The 13,533-nt window shown below is 71.0% G+C and carries 12 protein-coding genes; 7 read left to right on the forward strand and 5 right to left on the reverse strand.

The window, feature by feature from the left end:
* The 4 genes from ABEA26_RS21445 to ctaF form a co-directional block, all read left to right on the forward strand.
* Nucleotides 1-773 (forward strand): SPFH domain-containing protein (locus tag ABEA26_RS21445; protein ID WP_345594519.1); only part of this gene is annotated, 773 nt, incomplete at its 5' end.
* Between the two features lie 83 nt (nucleotides 774-856).
* Nucleotides 857-1,867 carry a TerC family protein gene (locus ABEA26_RS21450; protein WP_345594521.1) on the forward strand — a complete coding sequence of 337 codons (1,011 nt, stop codon included), beginning with the start codon at nucleotides 857-859 and terminating at the stop codon, nucleotides 1,865-1,867.
* 875 nt (nucleotides 1,868-2,742) lie between these two features.
* The gene (gene ctaD, locus ABEA26_RS21455; RefSeq protein ID WP_345594523.1) at nucleotides 2,743-4,428 is read left to right on the forward strand and encodes an aa3-type cytochrome oxidase subunit I; all 1,686 of its coding nucleotides are present in this window, start codon (nucleotides 2,743-2,745) and stop codon (nucleotides 4,426-4,428) included.
* Nucleotides 4,428-4,886 (forward strand): aa3-type cytochrome oxidase subunit IV, encoded by a 459-nt coding sequence (gene ctaF / locus ABEA26_RS21460; protein ID WP_345594526.1) that lies wholly within the window; start codon nucleotides 4,428-4,430, stop codon nucleotides 4,884-4,886. Before ctaD ends, ctaF begins: the two co-directional genes overlap by 1 nt.
* Here the strand turns inward: ctaF and qcrB are convergent.
* From qcrB to ABEA26_RS21480, 4 genes are all read right to left on the reverse strand, one after another.
* Entirely contained in the window at nucleotides 4,814-6,427 is a 1,614-nt protein-coding gene (gene qcrB, locus ABEA26_RS21465; RefSeq protein ID WP_345594529.1) for a cytochrome bc1 complex cytochrome b subunit, read from the reverse strand. The two genes, ctaF and qcrB, sit on opposite strands and share 73 nt — an antisense overlap.
* A gap of 231 nt (nucleotides 6,428-6,658) precedes the next feature.
* Nucleotides 6,659-7,009 carry a DUF8129 domain-containing protein gene (locus ABEA26_RS21470; protein WP_279562403.1) on the reverse strand — a complete coding sequence of 117 codons (351 nt, stop codon included), beginning with the start codon at nucleotides 7,007-7,009 and terminating at the stop codon, nucleotides 6,659-6,661.
* 35 nt (nucleotides 7,010-7,044) lie between these two features.
* A complete protein-coding gene (locus ABEA26_RS21475; protein ID WP_345594535.1) occupies nucleotides 7,045-7,401 on the reverse strand; it encodes a DUF6479 family protein in 357 nt (118 codons plus the stop codon).
* A 37-nt stretch (nucleotides 7,402-7,438) separates the two neighbouring features.
* Nucleotides 7,439-7,843 (reverse strand): ChaB family protein, encoded by a 405-nt coding sequence (locus ABEA26_RS21480; protein WP_345594537.1) that lies wholly within the window; start codon nucleotides 7,841-7,843, stop codon nucleotides 7,439-7,441.
* A gap of 153 nt (nucleotides 7,844-7,996) precedes the next feature.
* Between ABEA26_RS21480 and ABEA26_RS21485 the strand changes: the two genes are divergently transcribed.
* From ABEA26_RS21485 to ABEA26_RS21500, 3 genes are all read left to right on the forward strand, one after another.
* Entirely contained in the window at nucleotides 7,997-8,374 is a 378-nt protein-coding gene (locus ABEA26_RS21485; protein ID WP_345594538.1) for a four-helix bundle copper-binding protein, read from the forward strand.
* A 351-nt stretch (nucleotides 8,375-8,725) separates the two neighbouring features.
* On the forward strand, nucleotides 8,726-10,945 hold the full coding sequence (locus ABEA26_RS21490) for a serine/threonine-protein kinase (RefSeq protein ID WP_345594539.1): 2,220 nt from the start codon (nucleotides 8,726-8,728) through the stop codon (nucleotides 10,943-10,945).
* Nucleotides 10,946-11,406: 461 nt separating this feature from the next.
* Nucleotides 11,407-11,598: a DUF2795 domain-containing protein gene (locus ABEA26_RS21500; protein WP_345594541.1), complete on the forward strand. Its 192-nt coding sequence runs from the start codon at nucleotides 11,407-11,409 to the stop codon at nucleotides 11,596-11,598.
* 54 nt (nucleotides 11,599-11,652) lie between these two features.
* Here the strand turns inward: ABEA26_RS21500 and ABEA26_RS21505 are convergent, their stop codons facing one another.
* Nucleotides 11,653-13,428, reverse strand: a complete 1,776-nt coding sequence (locus tag ABEA26_RS21505; RefSeq protein ID WP_345594543.1) for a serine hydrolase domain-containing protein — start codon at nucleotides 13,426-13,428, stop codon at nucleotides 11,653-11,655.
* Nucleotides 13,429-13,533: the final 105 nt, after the last annotated feature.

A 13,533-nucleotide genomic window follows, 5' to 3' on the forward strand; every position in this document is an offset into this window, starting at 1 on the left:
TGTATTTCCAGGTCACCGATCCGCGTGCGGCTTTCTACGAGATCGCGAATTTCCTCCAGGCGGTGGAGCAGCTCACCGTCACCACGTTGCGCAATGTCGTGGGATCCATGGATCTGGAGAAGACCCTCACCTCGCGCGACACCATCAACAACCAGCTCCGCGGAGTGCTCGACGAGGCCACCGGAAAGTGGGGGCTGCGAGTGAACCGGGTGGAGATCAAGGCCATCGACCCGCCGCAGTCCATCAAGGACGCGATGCAGAAGCAGATGCGGGCCGAACGGGACAAGCGGGCCGCGATCCTCGGCGCGGAAGGGCAGCGCCAGTCGCAGATTCTTACCGCCGAGGGCGACAAGCAGGCCGCAGTCCTGCGCGCGGAGGGCAACCGTACCGCCGAGATCCTCAAGGCCGAAGGACAGTCCCGGGCCATCGACGAGGTCTTCCAGGCCGTGCACCGCAACGACCCCGACCCCAAACTCCTCGCCTACCAGTACCTCCAGGTGCTGCCGCAGCTCGCGCAGGGCTCGGGCAGTACCTTCTGGGTCATCCCCAGCGAAGTCACCTCCGCGCTCCAGGGGGTGTCCCGCGCCTTCACCGAGACTCTGCCGCAGTCGCCCGCCACCCGCGAGAAGCTCTCCGACGAGGGCGTCGCCCAGGCCGCCAACGACACCGCACAGGCCGCGGAAGCCGCCGCCCAGGCCCTCGCCGACGCGGCCAAGGCCAATGGCGTGACGTCCGAGGCACTGCGGCCCCGCCCGGTGACCGAGGACCGGTGAGCGCTTCGAACCACCCCGGCCGGCGTCACATGGGGCACACTCGTGGATAGGGGTGTGTCCCTGCGGATCACTGTGAGGCCCGCATGTTCGATGTGCCGTTCTGGCTCTGGATTGCCTTCGCCGCGACCGTGGTCGTGTCGCTCGTCATCGACCTGCTGGCCCACCGCGGCGCTCATGTCATCGGCTTCAAGGAGGCGGCGGCCTGGAGCGCGCTGTGGGTGGGGCTGGCCCTCGTCTTCGGGGCGGTCGTCTTCCTCGTCCTCGGTACGACGGCGGGCACGGAGTACACCACCGCGTGGCTGCTGGAGAAGAGCCTCTCCGTCGACAACCTCTTCGTCTTCGCCCTGATCTTCGCCTACTTCAAGGTGCCCCGCGAATACCAGCACCGGGTGCTCTTCTTCGGCGTCATCGGCGCCCTGGTCTTCCGCGGCCTCTTCCTCGCCGCCGGCATCGCCGTGGTCAGCAGGTTCACCGCCGTTCTGTTCGTTTTCGCGGCCATCCTCTTCTACAGCGTCTACAAGATCCTCAAGGGGGAGGAGGAGAGCTTCGACCCGGGCAGGAGCTTCGCGGTCCGGCTCCTGCGCAAGGTCATCCCGGTGCGGGACACCTACGCGGGCCAGAAGTTCTTCGTGAAGGAAGCGGGCAAGCACGTGGCGACGCCCTTGCTCGCCGTCGTCGCCGCGATCGAGGCGGCCGACCTGATCTTCGCCGTGGACAGTGTGCCGGCGGTGCTCGCCGTCAGCGACGACACCTTCATCGTCTACACCAGCAACGCCTTCGCCATCCTCGGCCTGCGGGCCCTGTACTTCCTGCTGTCGGGGCTGCTGGACCGCTTCCACTACCTGAGCAAGGGCCTGGCGGTCATCCTCGGGTTCATCGGCGTCAAGCTCATCCTCCAGGCGACGCACAAGATGGTCAGCCCGTCCGTGCCGGAGATCCCGTCCCCGGTGAGCCTGGCGGTCATCGTCGTGATTCTCGCGGCGTCGGTGATCCTGAGCCTGCGGCGCCCCGCCGGCGACGCGGACGGGGACGGGGGTGGTTCCGAGAAGGAGGCCCTCACGCCACCGCGAGTACGACGGCATGACTCCGACTGAAAGGGCCTTTACGTCATGAACGTCGTCAAGTTGTTCTTATCGGACGGGTAATCGTAAAGTAGAGGCAAAGCTCCAAAAGCTCTCACCAGTGCGGACGTGAGGATCATGGACAGTCGCACGCAGCGGACGGAAACGACACGGTCCACGACGGGGTCGACCGAATCGCGGCAGACGCCATCGCGGCGGGAGGACATCTGCCCGTCCTGCGGGCACCACGTCCCCGCGGAGATCAAGCGCCACAAGACCCTCGGCATCTACGTCCCGGAGTGGCACCCGGGTACCTGCCGGAACCCGGACTGCCCCTCGTCCGAATCCGACCGACACCGGTGACCTGTCGGTTCACCCCGGGACGCGGTCGCGATCGTGTCGGTCGTCGGCGTGACGGCCGCGTGCCCCGGCGTCCGTGAGTCCGTCCCGACCACCGCCCGACCACCGCCCGACCGCTCAGCCGAGGGCCGGTCCGGTGAGCGGTCGGCCCTCGCCTGCTTCGTCTCGACGGCCTCGCGTGACGCGGGCCGCTCCAAGAGACCGCGGCGGGCGCGGCGCCCGCGTCGGAGGACGGTACAACGCCGCCGGCGGTACCGGCGCCGGCTGACGCCGCCCGGGCGACGCGAGGGGCTCCGTCTTCTCGTCCCCGGCGCGGAGACCCAGGTCCTCGACGGCTGTCGCGAGGCCGTGGCGCACAGCGGGGGTACCCGCCAGGTGGCCCATCCGGTCCGCCTCGGCACCCGCCCGTGCGCGCCACCGGCCCGCACCGCCTGAGCTGGGGGAACACACCCCGAGATCGCTTCCGTGCAGTGGCGGGATCGGATGCCTGGCGCCTGCCCGGCGTGGCCGGGCGTCTGGGCCTGTGGCGCCTGGGTACCCTCCGCCGCATGGCGGTGGACAGGAGGACCGAGCCGCCGTGCCGGACACCGGCGCGGCCGCGGACGAACCGCACGCTCGGGCGGGCGCTGGCCCGGTGGGCGACGACGACCGATCACAAGGTGATCGGCAACCTGTACATGACGACGTCCTTCGGCTTCTTCCTCTTCGGTGGCATCCTCGCTCTGCTGATGCGCAGCGAACTGGCCCGCCCCGGGCTCCAGCTGGTCACCGCTCACCAGTACAACCAGCTCTTCACCGTCCACGGCACGATCATGATGCTGCTGTTCGCGACCCCCCTGTTCGCCGGGTTCGCCAACGCGATCATGCCGCTGCAGATCGGCGCCCCGGACATGGCGTTCCCCCGGCTCAACGCGCTCTCGTACTGGCTCTACCTGTTCGGTGGCCTGACGGTGGTGGCCGGGTTCCTGACGCCCCAGGGGGCGGCGGCCTTCGGCTGGTTCGCCTACGCGCCGCTCAACAGCGCGGTGTTCAGCCCCGGCACGGGCGGTGACCTGTGGATCATGGGCCTGGTGGTGTCCGGTGTCTCGACCACGCTGAGCGCGGTCAACTTCATCACCACCATCGTGTGTCTGCGCGCCCCCGGCATGACCATGTTCCGGATGCCGATCTTCACCTGGAACGTGCTGTTCACGTCGATCCTGGTGCTGCCCGCGTTCCCCGTGCTCACTGCGGCCCTGCTCGCCCTGGAGGCCGACCGGAAGTTCGGCGCGCACATCTTCGACGCGACGAACGGCGGGGCGCTGCTGTGGCAGCACCTGTTCTGGTTCTTCGGTCATCCCGAGGTGTACATCGTCGCGCTGCCGTTCTTCGGCATCGTCTCCGAGATCATCCCGGTGTTCAGCCGCAAGCCGATCTTCGGCTACGTCAGCCTGGTCGGCGCCACCATCGCCATCACCATGCTGTCCGCCGTGGTGTGGGCCCACCACATGTTCGCCACCGGGGCCGTACTGCTGCCGTTCTTCTCGATGACGTCGTTCCTCATCGCGGTGCCGACGGGGGTGAAGTTCTTCAACTGGATCGGCACGATGATGCACGGCTCGCTGTCCTTCGAGACACCCATGCTCTGGTCGATGGGCTTCCTGGTGACGTTCCTGCTCGGCGGCATGAGCGGCGTTCTCATCGCCTCACCGCCCCTGGACTTCCACCTGACGGACTCGTACTTCATCGTCGCCCATCTGCACTACGTGCTGTTCGGCACGGTCGTCTTCGCGATGTTCGCCGGCTTCTACTTCTGGTGGCCGAAGTTCACCGGCAGACTGCTCGACGAACGCCTGGGCAAGATCCACTTCTGGACGCTCTTCGTCGGCTTCCAGACCACGTTCCTCGTCCAGCACTGGCTCGGCCAGCAGGGAATGCCGCGCCGCTACGCCGACTACCTGGCGGCGGACGGCTTCACCCTGCTGAACACCATCAGCTCCATCGGCGCCTTCCTGCTCGGCCTTTCCACGCTGCCGTTCCTCTACAACGTGTGGCGCACCCGCCAGTACGGGACGAAGGTCGAGCACGACGACCCCTGGGGCTACGGGCGTTCACTCGAATGGGCCACCGGTTGTCCGCCCCCGCGGCACAACTTCACGTCGCTGCCCCGGGTCCGCTCCGAGTCCCCGGCGTTCGACCTGCACCACCCGGACATCGGCCGGCACGACCAGAGGCACGAGCAGAGGAAGCAGTAGTGAGGACCGAGGCCCGTCTGTTCACCGGCGTGGCGGCGTTCTTCGCCGTCACCGCCGCCGCCTACGGCTGGTTCTCCGAGGAGCCGGCCGGCACCGCCGCGCTGACCCTCGCCTTCCTGATGGGCTCGCTCATCGCGTTCTTCCTGCGTGTGCAGTACCGCAGGCGCGGTCTGCGGGCGCAGGACCGCGGTGACGCCGAGGTCCTGGACACCGCGGGCCCGCTGGACTTCTTCCCACCGCACAGCCCCTGGCCCCCCGCCGCCGCCTTCGGGGCCATCGTCCTCGCGCTCGGCATCGTCTACGGCCTGTGGCTCGCACTGATCGGCTTCGGCGTGCTCGCCCTCGCCGTGTTCGGCCTCGTCTTCCAGTACGCCGACCGGGACCCTCAGCGTTCCAACTCGCCCGAGGACGACTCCCGCTCCGGCCCCGGCTCCTCCACGTCGACCCGGTCGCCGTAGTACCACTCGCTGAGCGTCGCCCGCAGCCGCCCCACGTGCGGTGCGTCCCCGTCGGCCGCCGCCGGGGCGAGCGGCTCCGGCTCCCGGCGCGACCGCAGCACGTACCGCTCCTCGGCGTCGAGGGGCTCGTGGCTCTCCACATAGCCGCCCGCGAGCGTCTGCCGCAGCTCGCCCGTCTCCTCACCCTCGGCCAGCCGCTCCCGCTCCCGCTCCCGCAAGGCCAGGCAGACCCGCCTGGTCGCCATGAAGGAGACCGGCGGCAGCAGCACCAGAGAGATCCGGAACACCCAGGTCAGCAGATTCAGCGGGACGTCGAAGACATAGGAGAGGATGTCGTTGCCGCCGGCCAGGAGGAGGACCGCGTAGAAACAGATCGCGGCGACTCCCAGCCCGGTCCGCACGGGCTTGTCCCGGGGCCGGTCGCACAGATGGTGCTCCTCGTGATCGCCCGTCACCCAGCGCTCGAAGAACGGATACGCGTACAGCACCGCGAACAGGGCGCCCGGCAGCACGACCGCGGGCACCAGCACGTTCCACATGACGGTGTGGCCCGCCACCGCCGTCTCGAACGGCGGCATCAGCCGCAGCGAACCCTCCAGGAAGCCGACGTACCAGTCCGGCTGCGAGCCGAAGGAGACCATGTCCGGCCGGTAGGGGCCGTACGCCCAGATGGGGTTGATCTGCGCCACCGCCGCGAGCAGCGTCAGAACGCCGAAGACCATGAAGAACAGGCCCGTGGAGTTCGTCACGAACTGCGGGAACATCGGTTTGCCCACCGCGTTGCGGTTGGTGCGTCCGCGCCCCGCCCACTGCGTGTGCTTCAGGTAGAACACCAGGATCAGATGCAGCGTGAGCAGCGCCAGCAGCAACCCGGGGACCAGCAGGATGTGCAGCGAGTACAGCCGCGGGATCACGTCCTCGCCGGGATACTCGCCGCCGAACACGAACATGCTGATGTACGTCCCCACCACCGGGATGGACAGCATGATGCCCTGCGCGATGCGCAGCCCCGTACCGGACAGCAGGTCGTCGGGGAGCGAGTAGCCGGCGAAGCCCTCGACGAGCGCGAGCAGGAACAGCGTCACGCCGATCAGCCAGTTCACCTCACGCGGCCGGCGGAACGCCCCGGTGAAGAAGACCCGCAGCAGATGCACTCCGATGGCCGACAGGAACACCAGGGCCGCCCAGTGGTGCGACTGCCGGATCAGCAGTCCGCCGCGGATCTCGAAACTGATGTCCACCGTCGAGCGGTACGCCTCCGACATGCTCAGCCCGAGCAGCGGCTCGTACGACCCGTCGTAGACGACCTCCGTCATCGACGGCTTGAAGAACAGCGTCAGCCATACCCCGGTCAGCAGCAGTACGACGAAGCTGTAGAGGGCGATCTCGCCCAGCAGGAACGACCAGTGCTCGGGGAAGGCCTTGCGCAGCAGCCCACCACCCTCGGAGACGGGTAGCCGCCCGTCGGCCCGGTCGACGGTGCGCTCGGCCGCGTAGCGGGCCCGCGCACCCGCGCGGGCCCTTCTCCTCTTCAACAGCACGGCGCATAGGTTCCCCGGCGCCCGCGCCGGAAACTGGGCTTTCCGGTGCCGTCCGACGCCCTCTGTGGTCTGATCCAGCGCCCAGGCCCGCCGGGGCGGCACCGCGTGCGGTGTCCACAAGGCCCCGTCCTACATCGGCCGGGTCCCTCCGCCCCCGGGTGCGCGGCGGGACCGGCCGAGGCCGCTGGACCGTCGGCACTGAGCGGCAGCGCGTCCCATGCCGTGGAACGCCTACGTACGATCACCCTTCGGCTTGCCCCGCTGGTCCGGCGTGCCGTGCGGCGGCGAGGAGAACGGCTGCGGGGATGTCGCGGGTGTCACGGGGGAGCCCGTCCGGCCCTGCCCCTGCTCCGGGCGTACCGCGCCCGGGTCGCCCGAGGACGGCTCCGCGCCGGACCGCAGCTGCTCCAGCCGGGCCGCCAGCAGCTCCGTGGCGGGCAGACGGTCGGCGTGCGACCTCTCGTATGCCAGCAGTTCCTCCACCTGCTCCGCGCCCAGCGAGCGGATACGGCTCTCCAGCCCACCGATCGGCAGGTGGTCGTAGTCGGGCAACGGCAGGGTGTTGCGAGCGGGGTCCGCCATGGTTCTCACTTCCCTCTGTACGACATCCTCGGGGCTCAGCGTCCGCCCGGTCCGCCGCTGCCGAACGAACCGCTGCTGCCTTCGTCCCAGCGGGGCCGCTCCTGCCCGGAGGCGGTGTGGCTGCTCTGGTGCCCGAGGTCGTGCGGCAGCGTCCGTTCGTCGCTCTTCGGCATCTCGTCGGGCTCGCGCCGCTCCCGCGTCTCGTGGACGGGTCCCTCGTCGGGCATACGGGGCTGCTCCTCCGGGCGCGGCGGGGGCGACTCCCGGCGCTTTTGCCGACTGCCGAACGCGAAGGCGCCGATCAGCAGGCCCGCGACCACGACGGCCGCCACGATCAGCCACACGCCGAGCCCGCCGGGGCCCGCGGCCAGGTCCATCCATGCGTTGGTCATGCGGCGCGGGTACCCCTGGTCCACGTCACCAACCGGCTCAGCCCGACCGGGACGCTCGAGTCTGCGAACGGTTGGCCTTCCGGATCGCGGTGAGCAGTTCCGCCTTGGACATCCGAGACCGGCCCTCGACGCCCAGCTGCTTCGCGACGCCGTACAGGTGCTCCTTGGATGCCTTCTCGTCGACGCCCTCACCGCTGCGGCCGCCCTGTCCGCGGGGCCGCCCGGACTGCGGGTCGGAGGGGCCCTTGCGGCCGCCCTCCTTGCGCTCCCAGTGGTCGCCGACCTTCTCGTACGTGTGCTTCAGCGCCCCGTACGCCACCCGGTGGGCCCGTTCCCCCTCGCCGTACTCCTCCACGGCCGAGTCGTGGGCCTCGACCCAGGTGCGCTGGGCGTGACGGGGGGAGCGCTCGAGGGTCGACGGCAGTTCCTGTCGTCCCGGCATGTCGTGCACCTCCATGTGTGGTCGACATCGTCGCTGTCACCAGCTTCACAAGGGTCCACGGGTGCCCGGCGGAGCCCCCGGAAAACGGGCCGGAAGCCATGGGAACACCGGGCCCGGCGGTTTGGCACCGTCCGCAGCGGCAACTCGCGCCATGTGACATCGACGACGACTTCCCAGCAGGAACTGTTCCGCTTCCTCGAGGACCGCTTCGCCTGCGCACAGGCGTGTACCGAGTGCGCACGGGCGTGCGCGCTGCGGGCGAGCCTCGTGGACCCGGACGGGACCGAGAACCAGGAGCTCGTACGACGCAAGGGCATCATGTGCGCGGAGGTCTGCGACGCGACCTGCCGGGTGCTGTCCGAACAGAACCAGGTCGACGAGTCCGCGATCCGCGTCCAGCTGGAGTGGTGTCGGCAGGTGTGCCTGGAGAGCGCGCACGTCTTCGACGAGCACCCGGGCGCCGAGGAGAGCGCCGAGGCGTGCCGCGCCTGCGCCCGGGCCTGCGGAGAGTTCCTCGCCACCCTGCGCTGAGAGCCCGCGGCCGACGGGCTGACCGCGGCCCATCGGGTCACCGCACGCGGGCCGAGGCGGCGGCGGGTCGCACATCCGGCGTACGGCCTCCTACCGCAGTACGCGCACGAGTTCTACGGCGGACCGACCCCCGCACCCACCACCGTCACCCGGAGTCCGCGCGCCACGGGCACCCGCCGCGCGGGATTCCCGCACGTCCGCGCCGACGGCCGCCGCCCAAACACCTTCCGCCCGCCATGGCACGGCTCGGACCGGCCACGCGCCCGGCACCATACAAACTCGGACCATAAACCGCCATACTGGACCGGCCAGGGGAGGGCGGGCCGGACTGCTACGGGGGCGGGCAGCGAGATGGGGGACAGCACGCTGATCCAGGGCCGGTACCGGCTGCTGGAGCGAATCGGACGCGGCGGCATGGGCGAGGTGTGGCGGGCGAAGGACGAGTCCCTGGGCCGTCGTGTCGCCGTCAAGTGCCTGAAACCGCTGGGCGCGCAGCACGACCACTCCTTCACCCGCGTCCTGCGGGAGAGATTCCGGCGCGAGGCCCGGGTGGCCGCCGCGCTCCAGCACCGAGGGGTCACCGTCGTACACGACTTCGGCGAGTGGGACGGCATGCTGTTCCTGGTGATGGAGCTGCTGGAGGGCCGCGACCTGAGTCGGCTCCTGGAGGACAACAAGCATCATCCGCTGCCGGTCACCGACGTCGTCGACATCGCGGAGCAGGTCGCCTCCGCGCTCGCGTACACCCACGAACAGGGCATCGTGCACCGCGACCTGAAGCCCGCGAACATCGTCCGGCTCACCGACGGCACCGTGAAGATCTGCGACTTCGGCATCGCCCGGCTCGGCCACGACGTCGGGTTCACCGCCCGGCTGACCGGCACCGGCATCGCCATGGGCACCCCGCACTACATGTCGCCCGAGCAGATCGGCGGCGACGAGGTCGACCGGCGCAGCGACCTGTACTCGCTCGGCTGCGTGCTCTACGAGATCGCCACCGGCGTCCCGCCCTTCGACCTCGACGACGCCTGGGCGATCCTCGTCGGCCACCGCGACACCGACCCCGAGCCGCCGCGCACCCACCGCGCGGAACTGCCCGCCTACCTGGACCGGATCATCCTGGACCTGCTGGCCAAGCGGCCCGAGCGGCGCCCGGACGACGCCCGGGAGCTGGGCCGCCGGATCACCGCCGGCCGCACGGTGCCGGCGTACGTGCCGACCGGGCCGGCATCCCGGACGCGCACGCCCCAGCCGGTCGCAGGGCGGGCCGTGCTGCCGTCCTGGACCCACGGCATGACCACCGGCCACAAGGCGACCGGCACCGGGCCGCGTTCCACACCCCCGGACCCCGCCGCCGGCCTCTGTGACGAGTGGATTCCGCGCCCCGCCGGTGAGACCGCCGCGCCCGCCCCCGACGAGCGGGCGGCCCCGGCGCCCGACGCGGTCGCCGCGCTGGCCGGGCGGCACAACGCGGGCCTGAGCCTGGGACGGCTCGGCCGCTGGGAGGAGGCGGGCGAGGTGCACCGGGCGGTGGCCGACGAGCGCGAGAGCCTGCTCGGTGCCGACCACTCCGACACGCTTTCCAGCCGCTACGAGGCCGCCTTCACCCTCAGCCGCACCGGTCACGCCGCCGACGCGCTGCGCGCGTACAAACGCGTCGCCGAGGCCAGGATCCGGGTACTGGGCACCGACCACGCCGACACCCTCGCCGTCCGCCAGGAAATGGCGTACGCCCTGGGCCGGCTGGGCCGGCACGCCGACGCCCACCAGGTCTACACGTCGGTCCTCGCCGCCCGCGAGCGCGTCATGGGCGCCGACCACCCCGACACCCTGCGCTGCCGGCACAACCTCGCCTTCAACCTCGGCCGGCTCGGCCGCCCCGAGGACGCCCACCGTATGGCCCGTGAGGTGGCCGCCGCCCGTGCCCGCGTGCTCGGCCCCGACCACCCCGATACGCTGGTCACCCGCTACGAGGTGGCCTACGAACTGGGCCGGCTGGGCCGCTGGCAGGAGGCCCTCGCGACCTACCGGGAGGTCGCCGATGCCCGCGGGAGGGCACTGGGCCCCGAGCACGCCGACACCTTTGCCGCCCGCTACGAGATAGGCATCAGCCTCGGCCGTCTCGGCCGCAGCGCCGAAGCGCTGACGCTGTACGAGGAGCTGATCGACGACCGCACCCGCGCTCAGGGCCCCGAACATCCCGAGACGCTGCGGGCCCGGCACGGCCTGGGCGTCAACCTCGGCCGGCTCGGCCGCTGGGAGGAAGCCCTCACCGAGTCCCGCGAGGTGTGCGCGATCCGCGAACGCGTCCTCGGCCCCGATCATCCGGACACCCTGGTCAGCCGACGCGAGGTCGCCGTCGGCCTGGGCTGGCTGGGCCGCTGGTCCGCCGCCCTGACCGAGTACCGAGGAGTCGCCACCGCCCGTGAACGCCTCCTGGGCCCCGAGCACCCCGATACTCTCGCGGGCCGTGACGACGAGGCCCACTGCCTGGAACAACTCGGCCGGGGTGCCGAGGCCGTGGAGCTGTACCGCAGGGTGGCGGTACAGCGCAGAGCGGGAGCTCGCTGAGCCGGTCCGCGAGCCGGCCCGGCGCCGGACCGGATGCCGCCACACGCCTGCCGCAGGCCGGCCCGTGGGCGCCGTCCTCGGCCCGGTCACCGTCGGACACCTGCCCCACCGCACCCTGGCAGCCCACTCCCGACCCGTGTTACCAAGGGCCATGACCCCGCCCGCCGTGCTCCGGACATCCCGCGCCTAAAGACGTCGTCATCGTCGGCGGTGGCCACAACGGCCTGGTCGCCGCCGGCTACCTGGCCCGGGCCGGCCGCTCCGTACTCGTGCAGGCGAACGTACTGCTGTGCGGCGCGGGCGCGGTGCGCGGGGGAGGGGCCAGCGGGGTGCCGGGGCACAACGCGGCGATGGCGGTGCTGGAGCGGACGGCGAACTGACGGCGCATGCGCCGGACGGGGCGGGGTACCGCGACATGGCGGACATTCCGCACCTTTCATCCGCACGACAAGGAGCCTGCCATGGCGGACCTCAGCCCCATCGACCTGCAGAAGGCCCTCAGCGGCATGGACTACCCGGCGGACAAGAAGTCGCTCGTCGACTGCGCCCGCAAGAACAAGGCCGACGGCAAGGTGGTGAGCCGGCTCGACGGTCTGGAGGAGAACCGTTTCGACGGACCGAACGAGGTCCAGAAAGCCGTCTTCAACGACTAGCGGACACGCCCGCTCGGCCGGCACTCGGGAGCCGGCCTGATCCGAACGACACCCCTAGTCGGCCGACGCCGTCCATCCCACCGCCTCGATCCGCGCCGCGTCCGCGGGGCGCGCGTCGTGGAACAGGACGTCGTCGGCCGACTCGGCGCGCAGCCCGTCGACGTACGCCCCGCGGCCCACGTACAGCCGGTCGGTCGTGTATCGCCAGCGCAGCGTGAGTCCGCGGGTGGCCGGGAGACCGGCCGTCAGCCGGTGCCACGCGCGCCCCGACCAGCCGGTGGCCGACCCGGCCGGATGCTCCAGCGGCGACCCGCCTCGGCGCGTGGTGGTGAACGGGACGGGCTCCCACGTGGCGCCGCCGTCGGTCGTGGCCTCCAGGACGAGGGCGTCCGACCCGGGTTCGGTGTCCCACCACAGTGCGCAGCGCAGCCGCGCCCCGCCGGTGGACGTGTCCAGCACCGGCAGCGTGAGCGTCGCCGTCGTGGACCCTGCCGTCCCGGAGAACCACGCCGTACGCCCGTGCGCGGGACGCACCGGCACGGCCCGCGCCAGATGGGTGCCGGCCGCGACTCTGGGAGCCGACCCCGAGCGCCAGCCGCGCACCGGGTGCACAGAGTTGCCCAGCATCACCAGGAACGAGTCGGTCGTCGGGTCGAGTACGAGTGAGGTGCCGGTGAAGCCCGTGTGGCCGGCCGTGCGCGGGGTCGCCATGGCACCCATGTACCAGTGCTGGTACAGCTCGAAGCCGAGGCCGTGCTCGTCCCCCGGGAAGTCGGTGTTGAAATCGGTGAACATCAGTTCCACCGACTCCGGCCGCAGGATGCGCGCCCGGCCGTAGGAGCCGCCGTTGAGCAGCGCACGGCCGAGTACCGCCAGGTCCCAGGCGCAGGAGAACACCCCCGCGTGACCGGCGACGCCGCCGAGACTGAAGGCGTTCTCGTCGTGCACCTCGCCCCACACCAGCCCGCGGTCGAGGCCGGACCAGGGCCGGCGGGCGTCCTCGGTGGCCGCGATCCGGCCTCTCCAGGAGGCGGGCGGGTTGTAGCGGGTGCGGTCCAGACCGAGCGGACCGGTGATCTGCTCGCGCAGCAGGACGTCCAGGGTCCGGCCCGTGACCTGTTCCAGCACCAGCTGGAGCGAGATCATGTTCAGATCCGAGTACAGGTACGCCGTGCCGGGCGGGCTGACGGGTGCCTCGTCGTAGACGCGCCGCACCCTCTCCTCGTACGTCGGCGCGCTGTACAGCGGGATCCACGCCCGGAAGCCGGAGGTGTGCGTCAGCAGCTGTCGGACCGTCATGTCCTGTTTGCCCGCGCGCCCGAAGTCCGGCAGGTACGAGGCGACCGGCGCGTGAAGCTCCAGCGCGCCCCGCTCCAACTGCTGCACGGCGAGGATCGAGGTGAACAGCTTGGAGATCGACGCGAGGTCGAACACCGTGTCCTCGGCCATCGGTATCTGCTCCCCGGTGGGGAACTCGACGCCGGTGTCGGTCTCCTCGTCGTAGGCCCGGTAGCGCACCGCCATGCCGATCGGCTCGTGCAGCGCCACCGTGCCGCCCCGGCCGGCGAGCAGCACGGCGCCCGCGTACCACGGGTGCTCGGGGGAGGGCCCGAGGAACGCCTCGGCGTCGGTGACGAGCTGACGCAGATGGCCCGGGAGCAACCCGGCGCGCTCCGCGGAACCGCGCCGTAGAGTGGGGCGGCGGCCCTTGCTCCCGACTGCCCGGGCCGGCCCGGCCGCGAACGGCGCGATGGCCAGGGCACCCCCCAGGGCCAGGGCGCCGGCGCCCAGTTGACGCCGCGTGAACCCGCTCATCGCCTGTCCGGCCATCGAAGAGCCTCCCGCCACCGAAGCTGAAAGTATCTTTCCCGGATCGCCGTGCGGAGTGAAACTTTCCTGTCAGTGGCGGGTCGTGTCAATGGGGCGAACGAAGTT

The organism is Streptomyces marokkonensis, from assembly GCF_039539045.1.
Taxonomy (GTDB): domain Bacteria; phylum Actinomycetota; class Actinomycetes; order Streptomycetales; family Streptomycetaceae; genus Streptomyces; species Streptomyces marokkonensis.

Bases quoted from the DNA above. Each gene is read 5' to 3' on its own strand.
- ABEA26_RS21450 (WP_345594521.1), top strand. From the start codon at position 857: ATGTTCGATGTGCCGTTCTGGCTCTGGATTGCCTTCGCCGCGACCGTG.
- ctaD (WP_345594523.1), top strand. From the start codon at position 2,743: ATGGCGGTGGACAGGAGGACCGAGCCGCCGTGCCGGACACCGGCGCGG.
- ABEA26_RS21470 (WP_279562403.1), bottom strand. From the start codon at position 7,009: ATGGCGGACCCCGCTCGCAACACCCTGCCGTTGCCCGACTACGACCAC.
- ABEA26_RS21475 (WP_345594535.1), bottom strand. From the start codon at position 7,401: ATGACCAACGCATGGATGGACCTGGCCGCGGGCCCCGGCGGGCTCGGC.
- ABEA26_RS21480 (WP_345594537.1), bottom strand. From the start codon at position 7,843: ATGCCGGGACGACAGGAACTGCCGTCGACCCTCGAGCGCTCCCCCCGT.
- ABEA26_RS21490 (WP_345594539.1), top strand. From the start codon at position 8,726: ATGGGGGACAGCACGCTGATCCAGGGCCGGTACCGGCTGCTGGAGCGA.
- ABEA26_RS21500 (WP_345594541.1), top strand. From the start codon at position 11,407: ATGGCGGACCTCAGCCCCATCGACCTGCAGAAGGCCCTCAGCGGCATG.
- ABEA26_RS21505 (WP_345594543.1), bottom strand. From the start codon at position 13,428: ATGGCCGGACAGGCGATGAGCGGGTTCACGCGGCGTCAACTGGGCGCC.